Origin of the sequence: Acutalibacter muris, from assembly GCF_002201475.1 — a bacterium.
Lineage (GTDB): Bacteria > Bacillota > Clostridia > Oscillospirales > Acutalibacteraceae > Acutalibacter > Acutalibacter muris.
Genome location: NZ_CP021422.1, coordinates 1,914,321 through 1,939,617 on the forward strand (window position 1 = coordinate 1,914,321; position 25,297 = coordinate 1,939,617).

The following is a 25,297-nucleotide window of genomic DNA, read 5'->3' on the forward strand; positions in this document are numbered from 1 at the left end:
TTTTTTAGGAGGTATCATCAAATGAAAGGCAAGAAAGTTCTATCCCTGGTTCTGGCGATAATTCTTATCGTTTCAGCACTGTCTGCATGCGGCGGCACACCCTCCGGTTCCTCCGGAGAGAGCTCTAAAGAGAGCTCAAGCCCTGATTCAAGCTCTGCCGGCAGTTCGTCAGAGTCCTCAGAGCCCCAGTCCACCGGCACCGAGCCCGGAACCTTCCCCATCTCAGAGGAGCCCATCACTCTGCGCATTATGGTGCCCCACCAGGCATCTCAGAGCACTTCCCTCAATGACCTTGAGATGATCAAGGAGTACGAAGAGATGACGAACGTGCACGTCGAGTGGGACGAGGTCTCCGCACAGGCCTACGAGGAGAAGTACAAGCTGGTACTGGCCTCCAACGACCTGCCCGACGCCTTTGGCGCCGGTTTTGGCTATGACGGTAGCATCATATATCGCTACGCCCAGGAAGGTTTGATTATTCCCTTGGAGGACTTGATTGACAGTTCCACTGTCAATATGAAAAAGTGGTTTAACGAGCGTGAGGATTTCCGCAAGCTCAGCACCTATCCTGATGGCCATATCTATGCCATCCCCTCCATTGACGAGAATCAGAATATACGTATGGGCAGTTTCCTGATTGCCAACCATACCTTCCTGGACAAGCTGGAGATGGAAGTCCCCTCAAGCCTCACAGAGGTAGAGGAGTATCTGCGGGCCGCAACCTCACAGGATCTGAACGGCGACGGCAAGAATGAGATAGGCCTTAGCTTCGCCAAAAGGGATCCTAACGGCATAACCCGTATGTTCAGTATGTTCGGCGTCTCCTGGGAGCCCAGAACTTACCTGCACTATACCGGCGAGGGCGATTTTGTGTTTGCCCCCATTATGGATGAAACAAGAAAAGCTCTGGAATACTTCCACACCTGGTATGCCGACGGACTTATCGACCCCGAGATATTCACGCAGGACGGCTCTCAGCTTCGTGCAAAGGGCGCTGACCAGGGCGTAGCCCTGGGTATCGGCGACACGTACCCTGATATGAATGGCAATAATGCAGAGAAAAACGAATACCATATTATTCCGGCTCCTACCATGCAGGACGGCAATCCCGGCCTGTGGTATCGCGACGGCTATATTCCGGGCTACAGCGCAAACCAATTCTTTATCACCAACGTAAATGAGCACCCTGCCGAAACTCTCCGGTATATTGACTACTGGATGGACAATAACGAGAAGGCCCTTACCAACCGTTTCGGCCCCGAGGACTACTCCTGGAAATGGCTGGACAAGGAAAACGGCGTATGGACCGAAACCGCGACTATACCCTCCGGCGAGACTCGCAACATGGAGAACTCCACCCTCTACTGCACATGGGGCACCGGCATCCCCTACTGGTGTTTCGGCGACTTCTGGGGACAGAAGGAAATCACCGTTGAGAACGCCTTGGAGCGCGGCGCGGCCATACGCGAGAGCTATATCAAGGTCGCAACTCCAGGTCTGCCAAGTATAACCTATGAAGAGGCCGAGAACAAGGAAGCACTGACCATCAAGACCGACCTATTCAAGTATGTGGACTCTGAGATTGCCAATTTCCTTACCAACGGCGTGACAGACAATTCCTGGGATGCCTTTGTCAAAAAGTGCTCCAACCTCCAGGCCGACCGCTGGGTAGAGCTCTACTCAACCTATTATAATGAGATGTACGCCGAGTAATTCGGCAGCTTAGGCACTATGAAGGAGGGCGGTGTATGACAACACCGCCCATTCCTTCAAAATATATTATAACTCATCAGGGAGGAAATCATGAACATTCTTTGGTTTTGCACCGACCAGCAGCGCTTTGACACCCTGGGCTGCTATGGTAACCCATATGTGAAAACGCCAAACCTGGACAGGCTTGCCCAGATGGGCGTGCGTTTCACCAGGGCGTACCCACAGTCGCCGGTATGCGCCCCCAGCCGTGCGAGCTTCCTCACCGGCCGCTATCCCCGCACCTGCGGCGTGCGGCAGAACGGGCAGGATATGCCCCCCCAGGAGCTTCTTGTGACAAAGCTTTTACAGGGGAACGGCTATACCTGCGGACTTTCCGGCAAGCTGCATATATCCGCCTGCAATCAGGCCACGGGCCGGGCTAAAGAGCCCAGGATAGACGACGGCTACGACTATTTCAAGTGGTCCCACCACCCCAGCGAGGAGGGTTCCGGCGGCAACTGGCCCACCAACGACTATACCATGTGGCTGACATCCCAGGGCATAGAATACAGCTCAAAGCCGCTTGAGAAGTGCAAGTATGTAGAGGAGGGCATGCCGGAGCAGTACCATCAGACCACCTGGTGCGTGGATTGCGCCATAGAGTATATGCGGAGCGCCAAAGCCTATGGGAAGCCCTGGCTGTTCTCTGTGAATGTGTTCGACCCCCATCACCCCTTCAATCCGCCAACAGAGTATCTTGACCGCTACCTTGAAAAATTTGACAACATCCCCCTGCCCAACTACATACCAGGAGAGTTGGCGCATAAGCCCATTTTCCAGACAAAGGATCACGGGGGTGCATATGATACTGCCGGGAACTACTCCTTTGATCCCATGTGCGAAAAGGATCACCGCTACCTTCGGGCCGCTTACTGGGCCATGATCGATCTGATAGACGCTCAGTTCGGCCGACTGCTGGACTATCTTGATAAGAGCGGCCAGATGGAGGACACGCTTATCATCTTTACCTCCGACCACGGCGAGAGCCTTGGAGACCATGGAATATACCTGAAGGGTCCGTATTTCTACGAGTGCAATGTCCATGTGCCGCTTATTATTGCCTGGCCCGGGAAAATACCTGCTGGCCAGGTATCAGAGGCATTGGTGGAACTTATTGACTTGGCCCCAACTATCTGTGACGCGGCAGGTATAGAAAAAGCCCCCGGAATGCAGGGGCGCTCCCTCTGGCCCATGCTCACCGGGCAGGCAGATCTGGACCATTTCCGCGACAGCATATACTGTGAATACTATAACTCCAATATTAAGCACCGGAACCCCTTGGCTTTTGACACCATGGTGTTCGACGGGCGTTATAAGTTGGTAAAAGTCCACGACAGGGACAAGCAGATGGAGTGCCATGGAGAACTGTATGACCTCCACGAGGATCCTGGCGAGACTCGTAATCTCTATGAGGATCCGGCGTACCTCTCTGTTAAAGCCGAGATGCTTGCCCTGATGTGCGACCGTATGGCTGAAACCTGCGACCCGCTCCCGGTGCGTCAGGCCTGCTGGTAAAACCTCTTGCCTCTATAGGAACAAATTTATATAATTTCATGAAAGGGACTATACTATGAAAAATATACAACGCCTCCCCGCCGTTCCCCTTATCACCGTTGACCCCTATTTCTCCATCTGGTCCTGCCAGGACCTGCCCACCGGCGACGACACCCGCCACTGGACCGGGGAGAGAAAGCGGCTGGAGGTCTCTGTGGAAACAGACGGCAGGGAGTACCGGCTGCTGGGACACGGCAGCGCGCCTGCCGCCGAGCTCACCGGCTGTCATGTACGGCCGACCGTCACTGAGTTTGAATACCGCGTTGAGGATAACGATATCCGGCTCTCCTTCTGCACTCCCCTGTTGCTGGACGACCTGGAGCAGATGTCCACACCCGTGACCCTGCTGAAACTGGAAACCAGCCCTGGCCATTCGGTTCAGGCAAAAGTCCTGCTACATGACGATATCTGCTATAACGGCCTGATACATCCTGAAATGACTGGTCGTTCGGTGCAGGAAAACGGGCTGTATCTTGCGGCTATGGGCAGGCAGCAGCAAAATATACTGGGTCACAGCGGTGACCACATCTGTATCGACTGGGGCTATGCCTGGATGGCATCAGAAACTCAGACGGCTTTCTCCAGACAGGCCGGGCACTACGCCTTGGAACTCCGGGGAAAAGCAGGCCAAAACCCTCTTTGGGCAGTGCTTGCCTATGACGATGTGGCCTCGATCTGCTATTTTGGCGTCCCCACCAAGGCCTGGTACGCCAGAAACGGCCGCACTATCCGTGAGGCAATCACAAACACGTGGGAGCAACGGGAGGCCCTTTGGAGCCGGTGTGAGAGTTTCGACAGACAGCTTATCCGCCAGGCGGAGGATCTGGGCGGCGAGGATTACGCGGAGCTGGTGTGCGCCTCCTACCGGCAGTCCATTTCCGCCCATAAGCTTATTGCCGGCGAGGACGGCAGGCCGGTGTTCCTGTCCAAGGAGAACAGCTCCAACGGATGTATCGGCACCGCCGATGTGAGCTACCCCTCTATGCCACTGTTCCTGCTGTACAATCCGGAGCTGGTTCGCGCCATGTGCCGCCCAATACTCAGGTTCGCTTCCTGCCCGGTGTGGCCCTATGAATTTGCGCCCCATGATGTCGGACGATACCCCTATGCCTGCGGGCAGGTCTATTCCCTCAGACATCCGGAGGATTCGGTGTGCGACCCTGCTGGTCCAAGCGGCGTACACTTCCCCTATTATCTCCTTCCGGCATCTGCCCAGGTCTATGACCTCCACTGGCAGATGCCCATCGAGGAGTGCGGCAATATGCTCCTCATGCTGGCCGCGGCGCTTAACGCCGACGGTGACCTTGAGCTGATAGAGGAACATCTGCCCGTAATTGAGAAATGGGCCGTTTATCTTGAGAAAAACGGTCGTGACCCCGGCGAACAGCTCTGCACGGATGATTTTGCCGGCCATCTGGCGCAAAATGTGAATCTGGCCCTGAAAGCCGCCTGCGGGCTGGGCGCATACGGTCTTATGCTTGAGCGCCTGGGCAAAGCCGGTGAAGGTGCCGCCTGGAAGGAGAAGGCTCGCAAAATGGCAGAAGGAATCTGCACTCAGGCAGATCGGGAAAACCACACCGCCCTGACTCTGGATGGCCCGAAGGAGAGCTGGAGCCTGAAGTATAACGCTGTTTGGGACATTCTGCTGGACCTTGGACTATGCGAGCCCCAATGGTACAGCCGGGAGCTGGAATGGTACCTCTCTAAGACAGAAGCCTACGGCGTGCCCCTTGATAGCCGCAAGACCTATACAAAGAGCGACTGGATGCTGTGGGCAGCAGCCTTGAGCAGCGATAAAAGCATACTTGAGCGGCTCTGTGCGCCGGTAGCCCGGTACCTTCGGGAGACGCCGTCCCGAGTGCCCTTCTCCGACTGGTACGAAACTACTGACGGTCGATATGTAGGCTTTATCGCGCGATCCGTCCAGGGCGGAATATTTATGCCGCTGCTAAGAAGGGCATGGAAATCCTGGGCCTGATTTCACCAATAGCTATAGCATAGCCCCCGGTCAACCGGGGGCTATATAACTTTTATTTCTCCTTAATATGGGCCGCCCTGTACTGGGTCGGGGTGGCGGAAACACTGTTTTTGAAGTTGCGCTGGAAGGAGGATATATCGGAGAATCCGGACTGAGCAGCTATCTCATTGACCGGCAGTTGTGTCTCGACCAGCAGCTTTTTGGCCCGCTCTATGCGGATGGAGGTCAGGTACTTTACAGGGCTTATGCCAAACTGGTGCTTAAACTGCTGGCTGAAATTGTTTGGTGAGAGACCACAAAATTCTGCGGCCTGCCCCACATAGAAGTTTGTGTCCGTATAGTGTGCATCGATATAGCTGAGACATTTTTGCATCCTATCCGAGCCCTTCTCCTTGGACGGCAGTACGCCGCGTTTCTCCAAATCGCTTGATATCTGCTGGAAAAGCCTGATGACATCATCCTTGCAGTAGGCCTGCTCCAGAAGGAACAGATATTGGGGCACACGCTCGCCTATATCCCCCTCGTCCGCCACAAGTCCCTTTATAAGAGCGTTCACCACCGCATAAGCGATGGTCTTGGAGAATGAAAACCCGAAACCCTCGCCGGAGACCCGGGCTGAAATAGAGGAAAGCAATATCACCGCTGCGGGGATATCCTTACCGCTGAGTACAACGGACAGCCGGTTCAGCTCGTCCTGGGGATAGGAGAATGCCGGCCCGGCACGCATTGGGCCGTTGTAGAACGATACCTTTCCATTTTTCAGCGAGCCATAGCGCACAATAGAGAGCGCCTGTATGTAAGACAGGTTAATATCCTCGACCCTGTCGCAAACAGAGCCTATAAAACACTCCACCTCTCTCTCCTGCAAAGAGAACTGTCTCATTACCTGAGCCACCGCTTCCTCAACCAGAATCCGTGCCAGGGACTCTCCGCATATCAGGCCGATAAGCCTGTTGTCAGAGTCGTGGAAGAAATGCCAGCGCAGCACAGAGCCCTCCGTATCAGGATACATCTCTTTCGGAAGGGGCCGGGCACAGCGGAACACGCATACAGCATACAGGTTACTCTCAAGCATGACTCCATGTTCCTTTAAGCTCTCCACAATTACGTCTATTTCCACGTCACTGTACTGCCGGTTCACAAGCTTTGAGAGCCACATCTCCCGAACTATGTACTGCTCTGCAGCGAGCCTTAAACCCATCTCCCGACTCTGCCTGCTCAACTGCTCCATGGTAGCTATAGATACATCAATTTCGCCCTGCTCGCTTTCGCCAACACCCAGTCGGAGCATGGCGGTCTTCAGTTTTTTCATTGGCTGATAGCTTCGGTAGCTGAAAAAAGTAATGAGCAGCAGCGACAGCACTGCAAGAGCAACGGAAAGAATCATGAATTTTGTCTGCACATTATAGAACCGCTGGAAAGATACCGATTCGTCCTGATATGCCAAAATCTGTACCCGGTCGCTGTTAAGTATCAGATTAAAAGCTGATGTATCACCGTTCTCCAAATAGCTCTCCACTCCCTCGCTTACATCTCCGTTCATGGCGATAAGCTGACCGTCGTAGAGAACCGCACAGGGCATCTCCAGCCTAGAGAAAAACGCCCGCTTGTCCACCTGGAACACAAGTGCGCCGCCTGAATATACAAATCCATAGGGATAGCTGCTGGCAAAGCAGAGCATATTCTCATCGTCAGCATCTATACGGCGGATGCCGGCGCTGGCAATCTGATCACTGTTTATAGCATCCGCTAACTCCTCCAGATTACCCACGCCTGAAAAGGTGTCCAGGTTATATGTTCCTCTGGAAGTATAGATATTGCCTGACGGATCCAAAAGGAAGATATCCTTATAAGCATCCCCCACTGACAGCGAGTAGCGCAGCATCTCTATCATGTTTATCTGGCTGTCAAGGTCGGATGAAATATGGTATGGCAATACATACGGCTTATTGGCCAGTTGAAAGCTGATATCCTGCATCTGGGAAAGCCTATGCTCAATGGCTACAACCTCGCTCTGGTATACGGCCCGCTCATTCTCATAGGTGACCTCCCTGAACTGATTGATAAGCTGCGAGGAGCAGAAATATGTAAGTATTGCCATAGGAAGCAGCAAAACCGTGGAGTACATGAGGAGATACCTTCTCAAGGAGCGCGGCAGCAATTTTATCCCTCCCTGCAATATGTTATGTCTCTGATTCTTATACTTCATTATACCCATTTCATAGGGGAAAGTCAAATAGATAATTTTAGTATGGCAGGAGAACGGAGGTGATACGAAAAAGCAATAAGATTACTACCGCAATCCAGCCTCAGACCCATATAGAACTTTTCTTTGTTTAGCAACGCAAATCTTAAACGGCTTTATCCAAAATATCTAAATGGGGCTTTTCTTTTTTTCACCCTTGTGGTATACTAAAAATAAAGTAAGCATAATGAACGCAACTTGTTGCAGAAAGGAAAGATATTTGGATTCAACTCCAAGTAAAGCTGATCTTTTTGAGTATTGCAGCAAATACAAAAATATGATGATGTCCCGTCTCGTTCCAAAAGATTTTTTAAGCCATATTAATTAAAGACATTAATGTTATATATAAACATATATTTCCAGAAGAATGTGCTCAACTTGAATTGCTCCCATGGTTTCTTAGCTACAATCTGATTTCTGCATATAAGGTTCTTGTTGCCCTATATGAAATAGTCCACCATATGTACAACCGCTTTGACGAAACTTATCTCCCGCCACAAATATTTATGAGCCACGCCAGCAATGACTACTCTATCGTCGAGCCGTTTGTCATTATGTTAGAGAGAATAGGTGTAAAGCAGTCTCAACTTTTTTGCAGTTCTATAGACGGATACCATATTCCACAGGGATCCAATATTTATGACTATTTGCGCGAAAAAATGTCAAATAACAATCTCATTTTTCATTATGATGCTGTCAGAAAGTTATTACAAAAGCGCCGCTTGTTTAAACAAAATGGGTGCTGCATGGATAAAACAGCATAAATACCAGGCAACCCTTTTACCCTGCATAGATTATGCAGTTGCACTTTTTGTGTGGGGAGGTTTCTAGAGTCTGTTCTCACAAAACAGCATCACAAATCATGACGACATAAATAAAGCCGCAGAAAAGGATGTCCAACTTATCGTATCGGGTAAATATTCTGCGAAAACGCTTTAGCCGCAGGAAATATCGCTCAATTTCATTGCGGCGCTTGTAGCGCTCCTTATCGTAGCCCCATGGGTCCTTGCGGTTTCTCTTCGGCGGAACCACAGGCACAAAGCCCATCTCCACCGCCGCCACACGCACGTTTTCGCCCTCATAGGCCCGATCCATCAGTAAGTATTTTTGCTCCTCTGCCCGACTGATCTCCGAGAGCAACGCTATTCCTTCCGGCGCATCGTGGGCCTGGCCGCCAGACAAGGAAAAGCCGACTACAGCCCGGTCAGACGCGGTGACCATATGAATTTTTGTGGTGAGTCCCCCTCTGGAGCGTCCGATAGATTGCCGGCCACTTGCTTTAAAGCACCCGTCCCATCCGGGTGCACTTTCACTGCAGTGCTGTCCAGGCACACGTTTTCCATCTTGATCCTGATGATGCCTTCTGCCTGCAGTCCTTCAAACACCCGCTGAAGCACACCGTTTTTACTCCACCTGTTCATCCGCTCATATACTGTATGCCATTTCCCATACCGTTCCGGCAGCGCCCTCCATTTGCACCCATTTTCGGCCACATACAGGATCGCATTTATCAGTTGGAGATTCTCAATTTTCACGTTTCCTCTCTGTTTCGGCAGATATTTCTCTATTTTCCTGTATTGCTCTTTTGTGATTTCCATATTCCTATTTTATCACTTTTTCCTTGAGTTGTCTATAGTGAGAACAGAATCTAATGACTCTATATACAATTTCCGATATTCGCAATATCGTTGCTCCAATTGCTCAACAGCATGGTGTAAAAAGCATTTCTCTCTTTGGCTCCTATTCCAAGGGCAACGCCGATGAAAACAGCGACATAGACCTGAAAATAGAAAAAGAAGCCTTGCGCTCCCTAATTCAAATCTGTAGTTTTCGATTGGCCATTGAGGATGCTCTCTCCATTCCCGTTGACATTATTACTACTGAATCTTCAGACAAAGAATTCTTAAATGCGATCCGGAAAGATGAGGTGTTGCTCTATCGAAACGCGGAATAAAATCATTTTACAAAAAATTGTTGGCTTTTGCCAACGTATCAAGACGAATTTAGAGCGGTTCAATTTTGACTATCACTCTTTTGAAACATATTACTTATTTCAGGATGCATGTTGTATGTGCGTAGTTCAGATTGGAGAATTAGTAAGCCAGCTTTCAGATGACGTAAAAAGGGACGCTCCCTCTATCCCCTGGAGAGCAATTAAGGATACGCGAAACTTCTATGTCCATGCATATGGCTCGATTGACTTGCCCTCCGTTTGGGAAACATTGGTAAACGATATTCCCTTGCCTGCTACTGCCTGCGAGGAATTGCTCTCCAACACATAATGACCAGTTCTCTTTGTTTAGCGGCGCAAATTTTGAGGTCTTCCCTCATTGCTTTCTTCCTTGGTGTTGCTTTGGCTTGACCCACTTTCTGACCCAGAACCGAAAAAACTCAGTGGAGCGGACAGGGTCAGACCTTCAGGTTTTTGCGGAAAAATGGAGTAAAAATGGTCGGAAATGCCTGAAAACTGCTGGAAAAACTGGCTCACCACAGCTCATAACCCGAAGGCCGCAGGTTCAAATCCTGCCCCCGCAACCAAATTTCCTCGGAAACTCTAGGGTTTCCGGGGATTTCATTTTGCATTTTCCCTTAGTTTCCCTTACCTGACCCATTCGTTGACCCATACGGGGAAACGACCGGGTACTTCTAAACGCTGCCGGATAGTAAGTTGTTCATCGTCCGGGCCACCTCTTTCTGTGCGGCGATTGTGACGTGGGCGTAGGTGTCAAGGGTGAACCCTGCGCTGTAGTGACCAAGCATACCCGACACCGTTTTGATATCTACTCCATTTTGGAGTGCCAGGGTCGAAAACGTGTGCCGTTACGGTATAATAACGACAAACGGAAAAAGCCTTGATTTTCAAGGGGTTTGAGCGTTTGCCGTCATTTATTCAATTCCTTTTCCAAGTTGAAATCTGACGAGAAAAATATCGAAAAAAGGAGGCTGTTTCATTAACGACAAAATTTAATAGCGCCAGCGGTCCGGTGTATTGCCTGGCCGCTGATTGCCGTGGGCGTTTTACTTTTATAGGTGGGCGCCCTTTTTAGTACCCATTTTCAAGAGAAGGAGATTCACATGGAATTAAACGAAATGGAAAAACGGCTGACGAGTGCTTAAATAACATAGAATTGTAGTTTTCAAAACACCTAAGAGAAAAATCTCTGGGGCATTTTGTAATAATACGAGAATCTTATTGCGTTCATGGACTCCGGTATGTTATAATAAACTATTAAACAGACTGGCAGAAAGGAGGAGATTAACATTAACATTGTAGATTTATTTTGTGGTTGTGGCGGAATGTCATTGGGTTTCCAAAGAGCAGGATTTGACATTTTGGCGGGATTTGAGCATTGGGATGTTGCTATCTCTTGCTATAAGAAAAATTTCACACATCCGATTGAAGATGTTGACCTCTCAGATGTAAACCTTTCCGTCCAGACCATTATAAAATATAATCCTGATATTATAATAGGGGGACCGCCTTGTCAAGACTTTTCTGGAGCAGGAAATAGGGTTGAAGGCGATCGTGCAGATTTAACTGTTTCATATGCAAAAATAATAAAGGCAATCTCTCCAAAATATTTTGTAATGGAAAATGTAGAGCGTGCAGCTAGTAGTGAGGCCTATAAAAAAGCCAGAGTTATTTTTAAAGAAGCTGGATATGGGCTAACAGAAAAAGTTCTTGATGCTAGTTTTTGTGGTGTTCCTCAGAAAAGGAAACGATTTTTTTGTATTGGATTTAAGAATGGGCAAGACAGTTTTTTAGATGGTTTATTATCAACAAATCAGTCTATTTTCCCTTTAACAGTAAGAGAATACTTTCGACAGGAAAATTACAATTTGTCAATGGAATATTACTATCGACACCCTCGTTCATACAAACGACGTGGTATATTTTCTGTTGACGAGCCCTCTCCTACAATACGAGGTGTTAACCGTCCTAAACCAGGAAACTATAAAAAGCATAGTGGAGATGTAATTGATCCCGATGGAATACGTAACTTATCTCGCCTAGAGCGATCCCTTATACAAACCTTTCCGCCTAATTTTATTTGGGATGATTCATCTGCTTCAACTGAACAAATGATTGGAAATGCGGTTCCAGTCAAATTGGCTAATTATGTAGCAACTTGTTTAATGCGCTTTATTAAAGGAGATACCGATTTACACAACCTGCGCTTCATTGATTGGTTGAAGAACGAAAAAAAACTTTCTGCGGAAGTAGCAGGAGATACTCTTTCAAGAATAGGTCGTGCAAAAAGGATTTCGGAATTCGGTACAGATGATTGTGAATATTATTTAAAAAAATTAAGTAAGGAATCTATGTTTGAAGATATTGTTCCGTCTGTACGTGCTCAAATTCGACGTGCAATACGACTTTATTTTGAATATATTTCTGAACATAGGGAGGTAGAGCCATGAATCAACCCAAATTTCAAATGTCTATAAATTTACAGGTATTAAATCATCTGGGATTAAATCTCTATAGTAATACTTCTGCAGTATTATCTGAAGTGGTTGCAAACGCCTGGGATGCAGATGCTAAAGAAGTGTTAATAGAAATTAATGGCGATAGTATATCCATTACTGACAATGGTATTGGGATGAACCTATCCGATATAAATAATAAATATTTGACTGTAGGCTATCAGAAACGTAGCGAAAGTGGTCTGTCACCAATACTTCATAGACCAGTAATGGGAAGAAAAGGAATTGGAAAACTATCTCTTTTCTCTATTGCAAATGTTGTTGAGGTTTACTCTAAAAAAGATGGAGAAATTAACGGTTTTAAAATTGATGCAAATTCTCTGAAGGAGGCAATTAAAACCAACGATACATACCTTCCTACAGAGTTATCTCCTGATAATATAACTTTTTGTGGGAACGGTACAAAAATTATTTTAAATGATCTTAAGAAAAAGCGAACAGCTGCTTTGGCGACGCATTTAAGGCAGCGTTTAGCCCGCAGATTTGCAATTATTGGTGCAAAGAATAATTTTAAAGTATCAATAAATGGTGATGAAATAGTCATATCTGATAGAAATTATCTCTCCAAAGCACAATGTGTATGGATGTTTCTTCCAGAGGATAAGCCTGATGAATTCAAAAAAGATTTGGAGAGTCAAACCAAAGCAAATAAAATTAAACTTATAAAGGAACTGCCCTCTACGATAACGGTTGGTGAAGTTTCTTATCACATTACAGGATGGATTGCTACTTGCTCAGAACCAAAGGAACTAGATGATGACGAAAATTTAAATCGTATTGTAATTATGGTTCGTGGGAAAATGGCAAAAGAAGATATTTTTTCTGAAATTGGAACAACTGCCCTCTATTCAAAATATGTTTTTGGAGAATTATCTGCGGATTTTTTGGATTTAGACGATGAGGCAGATATAACTACAAGTAGCAGGCAGGATTTCTTTGAAGACGATGAACGTTATATCGCTTTAAAAGAATTTGTTAGAAAGAGCCTTACATCAGTTCGAACTGATTGGGAAGAGACCAGAAGCACTAATGGAGTCGACGAAGCGTGCAAATACGTGGTTGTAAGCGATTGGTATAACGAGTTGAAAGGAGATGATAAAAGATCTGCAAAAAAATTATTCGGTAAAATCAATCAGTTAACTGTTGAAAAAGAGGAGAAAAAAGAACTATTCAAGCATGGAGTTTTGGCTTTTGAATCATTTAAATTAAAAAACGAATTAAGTCAACTTGAAAAAATTTCCGCCGAAAATATTGCGGCATTTATAGAAGTTGCGGGACGGCTTGATGATATTGAAGCAACTATGTATTATCAAATTGTGCAAGAGCGTCTTGCTGTTATTAGGAAAATGCAAGATGTTGTATCGGATGGTAGCCTTGAAAAAGTCATACAAGACCATTTAAGCAAAAATTTGTGGCTACTTGATCCCTCATGGGATAGAGGAACTGAAGCTCCAATCGTAGAACAAGCGTTTAAAACACAATTTGAAACCATAGACGCAAGTCTCACTCAAGAAGAATTAGATGCCCGCCTTGATATTCGATATAAAAAAGCATCTAATAAGCATTTGATAATTGAATTAAAAAAAGGAGATCGAACGGTAAAATCACAAGAAATAACGGCTCAAGTATATAAATATTTTTCTGCCACAAAAAAAGTAATGGCTACCTTAGATCAGCCTGAACCATTTGAAATTATTGTCCTCTTAGGGAATCACCTAGACGGAAAACATTATGATGAAGATGTATATCAAGCTACTAAAGAAGCCTTAAAAGCTTACCATTGTAGGATTATGTATTATGATGAACTTTTAAGAAATGCACAAAACTTATATAGTGATTTCTTAGAGCAAAACAAAAATCTATCAACATTGAGTGACATTATTAACGAATTAGAGCTTGGTTAATATATGCTGTTTTGCGGAACAATCCAAGTTTTTTCACCTTGAAAGATTTTACCGTCTACTCGTTGAATAATAACACAATGCGGGAAAAACCTCGATTGTTCAATAATTACATATTTTGTTTGAGTATCTAATTTGGGTGGGCGCTCCCCCAAAATTGAATAGCCATACATACATTTAGTTTTATACTGTTTCATAAACAACCTCTCGATAAACTTATTATTGGACAGAAAAATCTCTGCTTACCTAAAATTCAAACCAATAAAAGAAATATTTATATATTCTTTTATGTGCCATAGGTTAACCACCTATGGCATTTTTATACCCATTTTCAAAAGAAAGGAGATCCACATGGAATTAAACGAAATGGAAAAACGGCTGCTGTTTCAGGTTGAGGGAGACTATCAATACAAAGTCCTGAACGAGCTCCACATGGCTGCCCGGTACACAAAGAACCCTGAACAGCGGAAGGCAGCGGAAAGTCTGATGGCAAAGCTGCGCGTCCTGACGGATGACGAGTGCATGGACATCGTGCGGGATATCCAGAAGAATTACCTCCTGCCCTACCCGCCCCGGACGATTGGGGAAAAGATTGCGGAGGCCAGGCAGCGATCCGGCGCGGAAAAATTGAAAGGGCATGACATCATGGCCCTGGAACGCTTTGCCCCAGAGGTACGGCACATGATCATCTTCAATGTGCTGTCTTATAATTCTCCTGTCGGCGATAAGGGCGATAGGATGCGCCTGTTCCTTACGGATGCCGGCTATCAGAAATTTTTAGACAGCCAGGAGCGGGGCGAAGTCAAACTGAAAAACCATGCGAAGGTCTCAGACGGGCATCTCCATTATGACCGCAGGGACCGCGTCTTGTAACAGGATAACCGGAGAAAGGAGGCTTTGAAATGGCTGTATTCCGGGTAGAAAAAACAAAGGACTTCACAATCATGTGCAACCACCATCTGCGCAATACGGAACTGTCCTTAAAGGCAAAGGGGCTCCTCTCGCTCATGCTGTCGCTGCCGGAAGATTGGGATTATACCACAAAGGGGCTCGCCCATATCTGTAAGGACGGCGTGGATTCGATCACTACCGCCCTGAAAGAGCTGGAGCGGCACGGGTACCTCACCAGGCAGCGCCTCCGCTATGGGAACGGGCAGCTCGGAGATATTGAATATACGATTCATGAAAAGCCTGTAAACGCTGAAAAACAGGATGATTCACCTAAACGGGAAAATCCAGGACAGGTAAATCCAGGACAGGCAAAACCTGAACAGGCGGAACCTGGACAGGAAAATCCCGCACAATTAAATACTAATCCACTAAGGACTAAAAAATCAAAAACGGATATATCAAGGACCCATCAATCAATCTATCCGGCAGAGCCGGAGGCGGCAGGCCGCCCGGATAGGATGGATCGGATAGAGCTGATAGACGCCTACCGCGAGATCATTAAAGAAAATATTGAGTATTGACCTTTGAGACCATAGCTTACCATGTTTGGGGCGAAGAATATATTGACGTTACACCAAAAACAATCCATAATCTGTTGAGCCGCCTTCGCCAGAAACTTCAAATTGCACCTGAAGCACCTGAATATGTTATCAGTGTGCGAGGCATCGGTTATAAATTCGATGCTGGAATATGACAGATAAATTTAGGGCATTTTTAGGACATTACCGGGAAAGGCTGGCGATAAAAAGCAAATATGCCCCTGTATAATATCCCCCATGTAACAGGTTGGGGGATATATCAAAGTATAGTGACAAATCCATTTATACTCCCCCAGATATGGGGGCAGACATGCACATTAGAAAAGTCCTATATTTTCACAGGAAACGACAAAAAAAGCCAAATATATTTTAGTGCCGCAGTTCAAAAAGCTGCGGCACTTTTTGTATCGACATATTTTTATTTTTTCTCCCAGCAATCAGCAAAATGTTCCATTAAGCGCGCGCCTGTAACAAAACGGGTACGCGCTCTTTTCTTATCTACAAAACAGACAAACTTTCCTGCTGCCTCTGTTGCAGGTGATAGTCCGGGGTGTCGCTCTCCACCTTCTGATTTCGATTTTGCCTATCAACTAAAAAAATCGAAATTGGAGGAATTACCCATGAAAGAAATTAACTTGCGGGACTATTACCCGTTTTATACGAAAGATACTGTTGTTGAAGTGCCGGACGAGGTGGCCGACCTGCTCCGGGAATATAAATTAAGCGAGGCGGCCCATTTCCTGCGTACATATCGGCATAAGGCATATTTTTCTCTGGACTATGACAAGAATGTTGAACGGGACGCCCTTGTGATTATGCTGGCACCGGAAGATGTCTTGGTCCAGGAGGAAGAACATGCGAGGCTCTACCGGGCTATTTCCCTGTTCTCCACCCCCTCGCGGGTACCCATATACTTCACCAGATTTGTCGCCGACCGTTTCGGAGAGTTCCGCATATACCTGCTGGTGACAATAATTTTTGCCATTATCAGTCGCCCCCATTCTGCCACTCGTTAGCGTCCCCAAAGGTTAAAATGCCATTCACCCTCGCTATTTCCTGAGCAACATTGCGCCGTATATTTTCTAAAGATTCATCTTCGATGTCGTTAACTGCCGCCGTAATATTGCTATTGATCCCCATCTCCACCGCCAGCTTGAACAGCATTTCGCAAACATCTTTGCCGAGGGAACGCACCTCGCTCTTGATTGCCCCTGCCAACATGGGTGCCAAGAAATTGATGTTTTTCTGCTGCCTGAGGTAACCAATGTAGAACTCTACTGCCTTGCAAACAAAGTCCCCTTTCGAGGTTGCATTAGCTGTTGACAGCATTTCCTCTATCTCCGCGACCATCGAAGGCCGCATCCAGTACGCATATTTTTGCTTTTTTTCGCTCAAAAGCTCTCCTTTCTGACCGACCCCTGAGTTCAGGTGCCGGTAATCCTTGATTTTTCCCTACCGACCGGCTCTGCCGGACGATGTGAACCGCGCGGTAGACCCCGTGCTTTAACCTGCTTGTCTTTTTGACCGTTTTCCGCGCCCTTTGGGGCTGGATATTCTTCCATAACTCTGCATATTTGCATTATTCTCCGCCCTGACCGATGCCCTTCACAAATCGCCACAAATGCCCCAAAACGGCGCTCTGGGCCGGTTGCCGCTAACTTCCTCGACTCCGGCCCAAACCGCCCAACGCGGCCCTCACAGCGGCTTACGAACGGCTACTTTCCTAACTGGCACTCGTTGTGGAACTTGACTGCTCCCTGGATAGGAAGAATCGTGAAAATCAAGTTACTGTTGCGAACCTGCCCGCTGGAACTCTCATACGTTGTCGGCTCCGTCAGTATGAGTGTTTTGTACTCCAGATCCCGCACATACTTCCTCACGGTGTTCTCGCTCATGCCCACCGCTTTGCCAATAGTTTTGTAGCTGGGCCAGCACTGGTGTGACTTTCTGTCCTCACAAAACATAAGGTATGCGTAGACCGCCAGTTCGCCTGCTGATAATCCTAAACTAAAAATAGCGTTAGGAAGAGGAAAGAAATTCTTTGCGCCATTGCTTGATGCTCTCAAGAAATTATTCAAATTGTATTACCTCCTGTCTGACTCTCAATCCACGAGAGAAATTTCTCCTTGGGAACCACCAGGCGCGAACCGATTCTCAGCACAGGAAAGTCTTCCTGGTGCAGCAACTCATATGCCCCCGCAACTGAAATCCCCAAAATTTCTGCCACTGTTTTCGCGTTGAGAAACAGTGGCAGTTCATCATAGCTTTTGAACTTTGATCGAACCACTCCGCACCTCCTAAAAATTGTCTTGACTTTTTGGTTTGGCTGTTGTAGACTAATTCTTAAACAGAGTTTGATTTGCCGACTGTCATATGGTAACACATGACAATTCATTTGTCAAGGACAATTTCAAAAATGTTTTTAATTTTCTAAGCAAGGAGCAATCAAAATGTCTGACTACCTGTTCTACACCTACTTTGAAGATGGCAGCGAATATTTCGTCTACAAGGATTTGACGTTCGAGCGCTCGCACAAAAAAGAAAAGGACTTCCCATTTCTGGAAAGCCTTTTGCGGTTTACCTATTTGGACATCTGGCCGATGGAGAATCTGTTTAAGGAAATGTGGGGCCGGGACGGCTTGCTTTTAGGGCAGTCCGGCTCTCCTGCACGTTTTCATCTGGGACCTTCAGCTCTTTCCACAGCCGTACCATGACTGTACTCGTGATGATAATGGCAATCACATCCGCCGCTGGCGCGGCCCAGAAAATACCTGTCACGCCGGTAAAGATGGGGATAACCAGAGAAAACACGATAAGCAGCACATCACGCAAAACAGACAAGTGCATATGCGGATGGTGCGTGGTGTTGTGAAATGCTCCGTACCATTGTAGACTACTGATGTCAATTTTCTGAGCCTCGGCCAGTTCTGTGACGTTCCTCCGCACCAATTCTCGCCATGCCTCGGCATTGTTATACCCCAACCGCTCCGTGTCCTCACGGTGCAAGCTGATAACCTGCTTGTCTTTTTGACCGTTTTCTGAGTCCTGTTTTGCCGGATAAACTTGCAACTCTTTGCATATTAGGCGATTCGGTTCCTTGCGGATACATCCCTCACAAATCGCCACAAATGCCCCAAACGGCGTTCTGGACCAGTCGCCGCTCCACTTCCTCGACCCCGGCCCAAACCGCCCAACGAGGCCCTCACAGCGGCTTACGAACGACTACTTTCCCAACTGGCACCCGATGTGGTATTTGACTGCCCCATAAATGGGGAGGATCGTGAAAATCAAGTTACCATTCCGAACCTGTCTTCTGGCGCTCTCATACTTTGTCGGCTCCGTCAGTATGAGCGTTTTGTACTCAAGCACCCGCACATATTTCCGCACGGTGTTCTCGCTCATGCCCACCGCCCTGCCGATGGTTTTGTAGCTTGGCCAGCATTGATGCGACTTCCTGTCCTCGCAATGCATGAGGTAAGCATAGACCGCCAGCTCACCAGCCGACAATCCCAAACTGAAAATTGCGTTAGGCATAGGAAAGAAATTCTTCGCTCCACTGCATAATGCTTTCAAGAAATTACTCATATCGCATTACCTCCTGTCTGTCCCTCGACCCAAGCGAGGAATTTTTCTTTAGGAACCACCAGGCGCGAACCGATTCTCAGCACAGGAAAGTCTTCCTTGTGCAGCAACTCATAGGCCCCGGCAACTGAAATCCCCAAAACTTTTGCCACTGTTTTCGAGTTGAGAAACAGTGGCAATTCATCGTAGCTTTTGAACTTTGATTGAACCACTCCGCACCTCCAAAAAACATCTTGACTTTTTCGCTCACTTTCTGTAGACTTACTCTTAAAGAAAATTTGATTTGCCGACTGTCGTATGGTAACACATGGCAGCCAGTTTACCGAAGACAATCTCAAAAATATTTTTAATTTTCAAAAGGAGCGTAATTGGAATGGCTGACTACCTATTCTACACCTACTTTGAAGATGGCCGCGAGTACTTTGTCTACAAGGATTTGACGTTTGAACGCTCGCACAAAAAAGAAAAGGACTTCCCGTTTCTGGAAAGCCTTTTGCTGTTCACCTACTTGGACATCTGGCCGATGGAAGGTCTGTTTAAGGAAATGGACAAGGCCCTACTGAATTTCTATCGGGAACGGAACACTGACTCGAGGGGAATAGTAATGGGAACGCTGGAAAAGCTGGCAAAGGAACACATCTTTTTTGAGTTCCTTCGCCTCGATTGGCAGTCACGATTCCGCTGTGCAGAGGGGCACGATGACGAGGATATTCAAACAATTCTCCCGCACAAGCAGTTAAGACACATCCCAAGTGACCTCGACACTCTCCAAAAACAAATCATGCGCCTATTCGAAGATGTACTGGACATCGACGACGGCAAGAAGAAACCCGTACATGAAAAGCTGCAAGCCTACCTCGATAAAGAGAAAAGGAACTCTCTCTACGCATACCAGTTCCGACCGATTTCCACCACCTATGAGCGAACCAACAACGCTACTTTCGCCGAAGTGCTGCACCCAACCTCCCTCTCCGACCTGGTCGAGTTTTCTCTCCGCGAGTGCGTCAAGCGGGAACAGCGTATGCGCATCTGCTCCTACTGTGGCAAGTATTTTGCGATTCCCCGGCGCAATACAGCGGAGTTCTGTAATCTGACCGTTGACGAGAATGGGCACACTTGCAGAGAAGTCGGTGCGGTAAAGCGCTGGGCGGAGAAGAAAAACTCGGACGAACTGTTCAAGGAGTATCGTCGGGAGTACAAAAAGCGTTTCAACTGGATAAAAGCGGGGAAGATAAGCCCTGGCTCATTCTATGCTTGGAGCGCCACGGCAAAGGGCAAGCGGGATGAGTGCGCTTCTGGTAAAATGACCTTTGAGGATTTCAAGGAGTGGCTGGCTGAATCGTAAAGCGCTCTCCCCTGCCTTGCCAAACGTCCTTAGTGCTCTACCCCTCAATCTCCTCCCCAATTCGTGCAGCCACACGCCCATGGTCCAACTCGCACACCGTATCGCAAAGGGTCCGGATATCTTCATTGCTGTGGCTGGCCAGCAGGATAGTCTTCCCCCTCTCCCGAAGCTCTGCAAACAGCCCGCGCATATCCTCAACCCCTTGATTATCCAGGCCGTTCATAGGCTCGTCCAGAAGCAGCAGCTCCGGGTCCTCCATAATAGCCTGGACTATCCCCAGCCGCTGGCGCATGCCCAGGGAATACTTTCGCACCGGCTTCCTGTTCTCAGGGTCCAGGCCCAGGCAGCGCATGGCGTTTTGGGCTACGGACACATCTTTCCTGCCACGCAAGGCAAGAAGGTACAAGAGGTTTTTCAGCCCGCTTTTGCCGCCGATAAATCCCGGCGTCTCAATAATGATCCCGATATTCTCCTGGGCTTTTGAGGGCTTCACACGCTGCCCGTTCACGCATATCTCGCCGGAGGCTGGGGTCATGAACCCGCATATGCACTTCATGAGCACCGTTTTGCCGGAGCCGTTCCTGCCTATTATTCCGTGTATCTTTCCCCGCTCAAAGTCAAGGCTCACGCCGTCCAGGGCCTTTACCTCCCGGAAGGTTTTCGTCACGTTCTTCACTTCGATGATATTGTCCATTTTGTCCTCCCTACTCCAGGTCACGCCTGCCGAATTTCCAGGCGGCGGCAAGGGACATCGCCGCGATTCCCCCTATCCAGACCGTGAACACATATCCCGGCCCGGGCGCAAAGCCGCTGTGGTACCAGTCTATCCCCAGCAGGCCCGACCAGCTCAGCGGCGACAGGAACTGCAGCCACCGCCCGAAGGTGAAGATTCCAAGGGAATTTGCGAACAGCGCCAACGCCGTCAGCGCCCCCGCCGCAAATATCCCCGCCGGGCGGCTGACAAACACCCGGAAGAAGCAGATGAGCGTGCCGGTAAACGCCGCCGGGAGCCATATGCAGGCAAAGCATACCAACGCCGCCTCTATAGGCGTAAATATCGCCAGCACCTCCGGAGAGACGATTATGGACAGGCTCACCCCGGTCTGGGCCTGCACCTGCCTGCGGGACTCGGCTAATGTGTGCAGCAGCACGCCCCAGTCCGCGTCCCAGCCTATCTTTGGCAGGGCGAAAAGTATGGACAGCGCCCAGAGCGCCAGCCCGTACAGGAAAGCCATAGCGGCCACGCACAGCAGCTGCCCGGCCATATAGGCTCTCCTCCCGCTCCTTGCTATCATCAGCTCCCCGTAGCCGTCGGTCTCGCCCACGTCTGAGAACAGCAGTAAGCACAGGCCGTTATTCACCACCTGCATAATGGGGAAGGACAGAAAAAAGGGGAACGCCCAGGGGGTCACCGGCACCTTGTAGAAGTCCGCTATCGTGCACAGCGGGGCATAATTATAGAAGCTGAACACCGCCATCATGATACCAATCAGCCACATCTTCGGGCTGCCCAGCTCCCGCCGAAGGAGTATCCCACAGCAGTGTAGGCTTTTCTTCGCTTCACCCATGCTCAAGCCTCCTTTTCATGCACACGCATCCGGCTATGCACATCAGCCCGCAAAATCCGGCGGTAAGCAGGAACTTCCCCAGCAGGGTCAGCCAGGGCGAGAAAGTGCAGTGTACGCTTTCCACCCAGTTCACCGGGTGCCAGATGGAGATGGGCGAGATAAGCTCCGTGGGGATAACGCGCATGACCGTCAGGTGGATAGCCAGCGGCGCGGAGACAGCCACAAACTGGTTGGGCACAAGTATACTCATGAACATCCCCAGCGCGCCGATAAGCGCCCCCGAAAGGGACATATGCAGGATATAGCTAATCCAGCCCAGGAAGATGTGCCCTTCCTCGAAGAGCGTTTCATAGTCCACGCCGGAGCAGGACTTGAACCACGGCAGGAACATCCCGTTGCCCAGCACAAACAGGGTCAGCCCCAGCCCCACCGTCAGCAGACCGGCAGCAGCGCTTGCCAGCAGCTTCGAGACAGTATACCGGGCTATGCCCTCACGCACTGTCCAGTATGGCACGGCCCGACTGTCCCAGTCCCGGGTAAGGCTCATGGCAAATGGCAGGGCCGGCGCCACGAACAGGGTCAGCAGGGCGGCACCGTTGGAATTTACCAGATACCATACGTTCACATAGGGGTCAAGGCCCGAGAAATACCCGGCGATTATCCCCGCCACGCTCAGCTCCATCATCAAAGCCGTGAGCAGTCCGCAAAGGGCCACGGGCCAGGAGAGGGCCTGACGGATCTGTACATAAAGGGCCTGCAGAAATTTCATCGCATATCCGTCTCCCTCTCTAAGATAACGCCGCTGTAGGCGCTTACGGCGGTGACACCATAGTCAGTGTAGTCGAAATCGCTGGTGCTGTCGCCCTGACCGGCCTTCTTCTCAATGGCGGTGGTGAGCACCCATGCGGGGCGGGCGTAGAGGCCCTTGCTGTCCGCGAGTATCAGGTAGTTCAGCTCTAAGCTGATTACCTCACTGTTCTCAAAGTGTATGGCCTTGCTGTACTCGTCCACATATACTTTGAGGGCCTCCTCCGGCGGGATGATAGGCTCGGTGGAGATTGCTTCCCCGGGCTCCACCATGCTTCCGGCGTGCAGCTCGATGAGGCCGTCCTTATTGTAGATGGCGTGGATGCTGGGCAGGCTGCCGCCTCCGCTCTCACCGAAAGTAGACTCCGCCCATTGGGCGTTGCAGAAGGGTATGCCGTCCAGTACCTCCCGGAACTCGAAGTAGTAATACTCGTCGTCCTTGGTGAAGCTCTTGGATACCGTATCGCTGGACCATTGAGTGGTGTTGCGGTTGAAGATATCCCGGTTCTGGTTCAGCAGCCCGGCGGTATGGGCCTCGCCCCGGATAAGCTCATGGCCGGGGAACAGAGCCAGTCTGTCCTCCAGCTCTCCCAGAGCGTCGTCGTAGGACATGAAGCCCAGGTTCTCCTGGCCGGCCTCGCCCATGCTGCCGTTGCCTCTTGCCCTGGGGGTCAGGTCGGTATTTATACACTCCCAGGGCTGCTGGCGGCGGAGATAGTGCTTCAACGTATCGCGTTCTTTCATCACTTCACTGTAATCAGCGCCGCCGGGAGTGTAGTACCCGTAGTCCATGCCCCCATGGGAAACCCCTGCATATATGTTGAGATGCTCAATAAAGCTCTCAGTATATGTCCTGAATATGGGCCCGGTAGCCTGTTCCTCCCGCTCCTGGGGCTCAGCGTGCATGAATGTGTCGATTGCCACGCGCTCGTCCGCTTCATACCAGCTGAGATTATATGCGATCACCTCGGCGGGGTAGCCCTCCGGCAGTTGGGCGGTCACCTTCAGAGTCTCCGGCAGCTCTATCTCCCCCAGCGCGGAGCCTTCACGGCACGAGGCCAGCAGCAGGGCGCACAGCATGAGCGGCAGCAATGCCCGAAGCTTCATCTCAAAACATCTCCCCTCCCTGTGATGTCTCCATTATATTCCATTCACTATTATATGTCAAGTGTAAAAATATACCGGCAAATGGTATTTTTTCTCCGGGGCTATTTACTTTGCCACACGAAATGTGATAGAATAGAGGCACAGAAGAAGCGAGGTGGCCCATGAGAAGCGCGGAGATAACGAAGAAAATACCCCTGGAGCTGCTGTGCATACACCTGCTGGGCGAGCGGGACATGTACGGCTATGAGATGGTGCAGGAAATAAAAAAGCGAAGCGACGGGCTGCTGAAGCTGAACATCACCACGCTCTATCTGGCGCTCAAGCGGCTTAATGACCACGGCTACGTGTCCATGTACTACTCGGACGCCGAGGCCGCCCGGGAGCGGTCAAGAATTTATTACCATTTGGAGCCTACGGCTGAGGAGTACCGGCAGAAGCTGGAGGAGGAGTATGAGAGGGTCACGCTGGGGGTCAGGAGGTTTTTGGAGTTCGGGGGGGCATGAGTGGTTGGGAAAGGGCTTTTCTTTGTTATGCGGCGCAAATTTTGAGCAGGAATTTGCCCTTCCTTTTTCATGTGCTTTATGGTATACTATAAACTGTAAACTGATACGTGTGAGGATTATGTAATGAACGAATTTGCAAAAACTGCATACTGGCTGGACTGTGCCGATTACGACTTGCAGACCGCCAAAGCTATGCTTGAAACAAAACGATTTCTCTATGTTGGATTCATGTGCCACCAGACCATCGAGAAAGGATTAAAAGCAGTCTTTGTTCAGCGGCAGCCAGACAGCGAACTGCCATATATTCACAGCTTGGTGCGCCTTGCCAACCTATCGAAAATCACCGCTGAGATGAGCGAGTAGCAGCTTTCCCTACTGGATATTCTAAGCCCATTGAATGTTGAGGCCAGATATCCACTCAACAAAGAAAAACTTTTGCGTTCCCTGACCGAATCACGCTGTGAGAATTTGATTCGCAAAACGGAGGATTTATTGATATGGATAAAAACGAAGTGTTAAGCTTGGCAAAAAAATACGCCGCTGATGTTCGTGAATCCTTGAATGTGCAGTCTGTCATCCTATATGGTTCTCAGGCAAAAGGTAACCCCACAGAAAACAGCGACATTGATATTGCTGTTATAGTAGACGATGTTTCAGGTGATTATTTAGACAGCGTTGCCTTGCTATGGAAACTTTCCAGAAAAGTCAACGCGGATATCGAGCCTATCCTTTTGACTGCTGCTGATTCTGACAGCGGCTTTCTCCATACTGTCCGTGAGACCGGGATCGCCGTTTGACCCATAAGCTGACCCAGAACCGGAAAAACTCAGTGGAACGGGCAGGGCCAGACCTTCGGGTTTTGGCGGAATAATGGAGTAGAAATGGCCGGAAATGCCTGGAAATTGTTGGAAAAATCGGCTCACCACAGCTCATAACCCGAAGGCCGCAGGTTCAAATCCTGCCCCCGCAACCACATC

Annotated in this window: 28 protein-coding genes and 1 pseudogene; 15 read left to right on the plus strand and 14 right to left on the minus strand. The window is 48.9% G+C overall.

All coding sequences use genetic code 11. The features are described 5' to 3' along the window. Window positions 1-21: 21 nt before the first annotated feature. The 3 genes from ADH66_RS09725 (at window position 22) to ADH66_RS09735 (ending at window position 5,284) form a co-directional block, all read left to right on the plus strand. Window positions 22-1,713 (plus strand): extracellular solute-binding protein, encoded by a 1,692-nt coding sequence (locus tag ADH66_RS09725; protein WP_066541310.1) that lies wholly within the window; start codon window positions 22-24, stop codon window positions 1,711-1,713. 90 nt (window positions 1,714-1,803) lie between these two features. Next, window positions 1,804-3,267, plus strand: coding sequence for a sulfatase family protein (locus ADH66_RS09730; protein ID WP_066541307.1), 1,464 nt, complete (start codon window positions 1,804-1,806; stop codon window positions 3,265-3,267). 55 nt (window positions 3,268-3,322) lie between these two features. Further along, complete coding sequence (locus tag ADH66_RS09735; protein ID WP_066541305.1) at window positions 3,323-5,284, plus strand: glutaminase domain-containing protein; 1,962 nt, start codon at window positions 3,323-3,325, stop codon at window positions 5,282-5,284. A 52-nt stretch (window positions 5,285-5,336) separates the two neighbouring features. Here ADH66_RS09735 and ADH66_RS09740 read toward each other — a convergent pair whose 3' ends face one another. Then, entirely contained in the window at window positions 5,337-7,445 is a 2,109-nt protein-coding gene (locus ADH66_RS09740; protein ID WP_157767204.1) for a helix-turn-helix domain-containing protein, read from the minus strand. A 924-nt stretch (window positions 7,446-8,369) separates the two neighbouring features. Beyond that, window positions 8,370-9,127 (minus strand): IS5 family transposase gene (locus ADH66_RS09750; RefSeq protein ID WP_088364387.1). Its coding sequence is split into 2 segments (ribosomal slippage): window positions 8,370-8,806 and window positions 8,806-9,127, totalling 759 coding nucleotides; the frame shifts between segments, so codons are not numbered across the junction. A gap of 53 nt (window positions 9,128-9,180) precedes the next feature. Between ADH66_RS09750 and ADH66_RS09755 the strand changes: the two genes are divergently transcribed. Both ADH66_RS09755 and ADH66_RS21730 read left to right on the plus strand, forming a co-directional pair. Continuing rightward, on the plus strand, window positions 9,181-9,483 hold the full coding sequence (locus ADH66_RS09755) for a nucleotidyltransferase family protein (protein WP_066541299.1): 303 nt from the start codon (window positions 9,181-9,183) through the stop codon (window positions 9,481-9,483). Further along, window positions 9,452-9,811 (plus strand): HepT-like ribonuclease domain-containing protein, encoded by a 360-nt coding sequence (locus ADH66_RS21730; RefSeq protein ID WP_066541297.1) that lies wholly within the window; start codon window positions 9,452-9,454, stop codon window positions 9,809-9,811. The genes ADH66_RS09755 and ADH66_RS21730 overlap by 32 nt, the downstream gene beginning before the upstream one ends. Before the next feature lie 364 nt (window positions 9,812-10,175). Here ADH66_RS21730 and ADH66_RS19700 read toward each other — a convergent pair. Then, window positions 10,176-10,349: pseudogene (locus tag ADH66_RS19700) on the minus strand (tyrosine-type recombinase/integrase); the annotation flags it as partial. A gap of 447 nt (window positions 10,350-10,796) precedes the next feature. Between ADH66_RS19700 and ADH66_RS09765 the strand changes: the two are divergent. Together ADH66_RS09765 and ADH66_RS09770 are read left to right on the plus strand one after the other, a co-directional pair. After that, complete coding sequence (locus tag ADH66_RS09765; RefSeq protein WP_257789571.1) at window positions 10,797-11,951, plus strand: DNA cytosine methyltransferase; 1,155 nt, start codon at window positions 10,797-10,799, stop codon at window positions 11,949-11,951. Then, window positions 11,948-13,921 carry a BbrUII/HgiDII family restriction enzyme gene (locus ADH66_RS09770; protein ID WP_066538200.1) on the plus strand — a complete coding sequence of 658 codons (1,974 nt, stop codon included), beginning with the start codon at window positions 11,948-11,950 and terminating at the stop codon, window positions 13,919-13,921. Before ADH66_RS09765 ends, ADH66_RS09770 begins: the two co-directional genes overlap by 4 nt. On the opposite strand, the gene ADH66_RS09775 is transcribed toward ADH66_RS09770, so the two are convergent. Continuing rightward, the gene (locus ADH66_RS09775) at window positions 13,918-14,115 is read right to left on the minus strand and encodes a hypothetical protein (protein WP_088364421.1); all 198 of its coding nucleotides are present in this window, start codon (window positions 14,113-14,115) and stop codon (window positions 13,918-13,920) included. The genes ADH66_RS09770 and ADH66_RS09775 overlap by 4 nt on opposite strands. A gap of 154 nt (window positions 14,116-14,269) precedes the next feature. Between ADH66_RS09775 and ADH66_RS09780 the strand changes: the two genes are divergently transcribed. The 4 genes from ADH66_RS09780 to ADH66_RS21735 are packed head-to-tail and all read left to right on the plus strand — an operon-like array spanning window position 14,270 to window position 16,424. Beyond that, window positions 14,270-14,791: a DUF5720 family protein gene (locus ADH66_RS09780; RefSeq protein ID WP_066538197.1), complete on the plus strand. Its 522-nt coding sequence runs from the start codon at window positions 14,270-14,272 to the stop codon at window positions 14,789-14,791. Between the two features lie 29 nt (window positions 14,792-14,820). Beyond that, window positions 14,821-15,390, plus strand: coding sequence for a helix-turn-helix domain-containing protein (locus ADH66_RS09785; protein ID WP_236756995.1), 570 nt, complete (start codon window positions 14,821-14,823; stop codon window positions 15,388-15,390). Beyond that, entirely contained in the window at window positions 15,387-15,563 is a 177-nt protein-coding gene (locus tag ADH66_RS09790; RefSeq protein WP_236756997.1) for a winged helix-turn-helix domain-containing protein, read from the plus strand. Before ADH66_RS09785 ends, ADH66_RS09790 begins: the two co-directional genes overlap by 4 nt. Window positions 15,564-15,623: 60 nt before the next feature. Further along, a complete protein-coding gene (locus tag ADH66_RS21735; protein WP_236756998.1) occupies window positions 15,624-16,424 on the plus strand; it encodes a hypothetical protein in 801 nt (266 codons plus the stop codon). On the opposite strand, the gene ADH66_RS09800 is transcribed toward ADH66_RS21735, so the two are convergent. The 6 genes from ADH66_RS09800 to ADH66_RS09825 form a co-directional block, all read right to left on the minus strand. Then, window positions 16,396-16,803: a hypothetical protein gene (locus ADH66_RS09800; protein WP_066541295.1), complete on the minus strand. Its 408-nt coding sequence runs from the start codon at window positions 16,801-16,803 to the stop codon at window positions 16,396-16,398. The genes ADH66_RS21735 and ADH66_RS09800 overlap by 29 nt on opposite strands. 320 nt (window positions 16,804-17,123) lie before the next feature. After that, a complete protein-coding gene (locus tag ADH66_RS09805; protein WP_066541293.1) occupies window positions 17,124-17,486 on the minus strand; it encodes a helix-turn-helix domain-containing protein in 363 nt (120 codons plus the stop codon). Beyond that, the gene (locus ADH66_RS09810; RefSeq protein ID WP_066541291.1) at window positions 17,483-17,695 is read right to left on the minus strand and encodes a helix-turn-helix domain-containing protein; all 213 of its coding nucleotides are present in this window, start codon (window positions 17,693-17,695) and stop codon (window positions 17,483-17,485) included. Before ADH66_RS09810 ends, ADH66_RS09805 begins: the two co-directional genes overlap by 4 nt. A gap of 326 nt (window positions 17,696-18,021) precedes the next feature. After that, a complete protein-coding gene (gene mobL / locus ADH66_RS20340) occupies window positions 18,022-18,534 on the minus strand; it encodes a relaxase MobL (RefSeq protein ID WP_066541290.1) in 513 nt (170 codons plus the stop codon). A 96-nt stretch (window positions 18,535-18,630) separates the two neighbouring features. Further along, window positions 18,631-18,942: a helix-turn-helix domain-containing protein gene (locus ADH66_RS09820; RefSeq protein ID WP_236757003.1), complete on the minus strand. Its 312-nt coding sequence runs from the start codon at window positions 18,940-18,942 to the stop codon at window positions 18,631-18,633. Window positions 18,943-18,989: 47 nt separating this feature from the next. Continuing rightward, a complete protein-coding gene (locus tag ADH66_RS09825; protein ID WP_066541288.1) occupies window positions 18,990-19,202 on the minus strand; it encodes a helix-turn-helix domain-containing protein in 213 nt (70 codons plus the stop codon). A gap of 161 nt (window positions 19,203-19,363) precedes the next feature. On the opposite strand from ADH66_RS09825, the gene ADH66_RS09830 reads away from it, so the two are divergent. Further along, complete coding sequence (locus ADH66_RS09830) at window positions 19,364-20,335, plus strand: DUF6076 domain-containing protein (RefSeq protein ID WP_066541287.1); 972 nt, start codon at window positions 19,364-19,366, stop codon at window positions 20,333-20,335. Window positions 20,336-20,372: 37 nt separating this feature from the next. On the opposite strand, the gene ADH66_RS09835 is transcribed toward ADH66_RS09830, so the two are convergent. From ADH66_RS09835 to ADH66_RS09850, 4 genes are read right to left on the minus strand one after another with little or no spacing between them, the layout of a single operon-like run. Next, window positions 20,373-21,029 carry an ABC transporter ATP-binding protein gene (locus ADH66_RS09835; RefSeq protein WP_066541285.1) on the minus strand — a complete coding sequence of 219 codons (657 nt, stop codon included), beginning with the start codon at window positions 21,027-21,029 and terminating at the stop codon, window positions 20,373-20,375. Between the two features lie 10 nt (window positions 21,030-21,039). Beyond that, entirely contained in the window at window positions 21,040-21,903 is an 864-nt protein-coding gene (locus ADH66_RS09840; protein WP_066541283.1) for a hypothetical protein, read from the minus strand. After that, window positions 21,896-22,672, minus strand: a complete 777-nt coding sequence (locus ADH66_RS09845; RefSeq protein ID WP_066541281.1) for a hypothetical protein — start codon at window positions 22,670-22,672, stop codon at window positions 21,896-21,898. Before ADH66_RS09845 ends, ADH66_RS09840 begins: the two co-directional genes overlap by 8 nt. Continuing rightward, window positions 22,669-23,817: a hypothetical protein gene (locus tag ADH66_RS09850; RefSeq protein ID WP_066541280.1), complete on the minus strand. Its 1,149-nt coding sequence runs from the start codon at window positions 23,815-23,817 to the stop codon at window positions 22,669-22,671. The genes ADH66_RS09845 and ADH66_RS09850 overlap by 4 nt, the downstream gene beginning before the upstream one ends. Before the next feature lie 161 nt (window positions 23,818-23,978). Between ADH66_RS09850 and ADH66_RS09855 the strand changes: the two genes are divergently transcribed. The 3 genes from ADH66_RS09855 to ADH66_RS09865 all read left to right on the plus strand — a co-directional run bounded on the left by ADH66_RS09855 (window position 23,979) and on the right by ADH66_RS09865 (window position 25,117). Beyond that, window positions 23,979-24,320 (plus strand): PadR family transcriptional regulator, encoded by a 342-nt coding sequence (locus tag ADH66_RS09855; RefSeq protein ID WP_066541278.1) that lies wholly within the window; start codon window positions 23,979-23,981, stop codon window positions 24,318-24,320. Window positions 24,321-24,443: 123 nt separating this feature from the next. Next, window positions 24,444-24,683 (plus strand): HEPN domain-containing protein, encoded by a 240-nt coding sequence (locus ADH66_RS21000; RefSeq protein ID WP_236757004.1) that lies wholly within the window; start codon window positions 24,444-24,446, stop codon window positions 24,681-24,683. Window positions 24,684-24,817: 134 nt separating this feature from the next. Next, a complete protein-coding gene (locus ADH66_RS09865; protein WP_066541274.1) occupies window positions 24,818-25,117 on the plus strand; it encodes a nucleotidyltransferase domain-containing protein in 300 nt (99 codons plus the stop codon). Window positions 25,118-25,297 lie beyond the last annotated feature (180 nt).

Excerpts from the sequence above, each read along its gene's own strand:
- ADH66_RS09725 (WP_066541310.1), top strand. The coding sequence starts at position 22 with ATGAAAGGCAAGAAAGTTCTATCCCTGGTTCTGGCGATAATTCTTATC.
- ADH66_RS09730 (WP_066541307.1), top strand. The coding sequence starts at position 1,804 with ATGAACATTCTTTGGTTTTGCACCGACCAGCAGCGCTTTGACACCCTG.
- ADH66_RS09735 (WP_066541305.1), top strand. The coding sequence starts at position 3,323 with ATGAAAAATATACAACGCCTCCCCGCCGTTCCCCTTATCACCGTTGAC.
- ADH66_RS09755 (WP_066541299.1), top strand. The coding sequence starts at position 9,181 with ATGACTCTATATACAATTTCCGATATTCGCAATATCGTTGCTCCAATT.
- ADH66_RS21730 (WP_066541297.1), top strand. The coding sequence starts at position 9,452 with ATGAGGTGTTGCTCTATCGAAACGCGGAATAAAATCATTTTACAAAAA.
- ADH66_RS09770 (WP_066538200.1), top strand. The coding sequence starts at position 11,948 with ATGAATCAACCCAAATTTCAAATGTCTATAAATTTACAGGTATTAAAT.
- ADH66_RS09775 (WP_088364421.1), bottom strand. The coding sequence starts at position 14,115 with ATGAAACAGTATAAAACTAAATGTATGTATGGCTATTCAATTTTGGGG.
- ADH66_RS09780 (WP_066538197.1), top strand. The coding sequence starts at position 14,270 with ATGGAATTAAACGAAATGGAAAAACGGCTGCTGTTTCAGGTTGAGGGA.
- ADH66_RS09785 (WP_236756995.1), top strand. The coding sequence starts at position 14,821 with ATGGCTGTATTCCGGGTAGAAAAAACAAAGGACTTCACAATCATGTGC.
- ADH66_RS21735 (WP_236756998.1), top strand. The coding sequence starts at position 15,624 with ATGCCCCTGTATAATATCCCCCATGTAACAGGTTGGGGGATATATCAA.
- ADH66_RS09820 (WP_236757003.1), bottom strand. The coding sequence starts at position 18,942 with ATGCCTAACGCAATTTTCAGTTTGGGATTGTCGGCTGGTGAGCTGGCG.
- ADH66_RS09830 (WP_066541287.1), top strand. The coding sequence starts at position 19,364 with ATGGCTGACTACCTATTCTACACCTACTTTGAAGATGGCCGCGAGTAC.
- ADH66_RS09835 (WP_066541285.1), bottom strand. The coding sequence starts at position 21,029 with ATGGACAATATCATCGAAGTGAAGAACGTGACGAAAACCTTCCGGGAG.
- ADH66_RS09840 (WP_066541283.1), bottom strand. The coding sequence starts at position 21,903 with ATGGGTGAAGCGAAGAAAAGCCTACACTGCTGTGGGATACTCCTTCGG.
- ADH66_RS09845 (WP_066541281.1), bottom strand. The coding sequence starts at position 22,672 with ATGAAATTTCTGCAGGCCCTTTATGTACAGATCCGTCAGGCCCTCTCC.
- ADH66_RS09850 (WP_066541280.1), bottom strand. The coding sequence starts at position 23,817 with ATGAAGCTTCGGGCATTGCTGCCGCTCATGCTGTGCGCCCTGCTGCTG.
- ADH66_RS09855 (WP_066541278.1), top strand. The coding sequence starts at position 23,979 with ATGAGAAGCGCGGAGATAACGAAGAAAATACCCCTGGAGCTGCTGTGC.
- ADH66_RS21000 (WP_236757004.1), top strand. The coding sequence starts at position 24,444 with ATGAACGAATTTGCAAAAACTGCATACTGGCTGGACTGTGCCGATTAC.
- ADH66_RS09865 (WP_066541274.1), top strand. The coding sequence starts at position 24,818 with ATGGATAAAAACGAAGTGTTAAGCTTGGCAAAAAAATACGCCGCTGAT.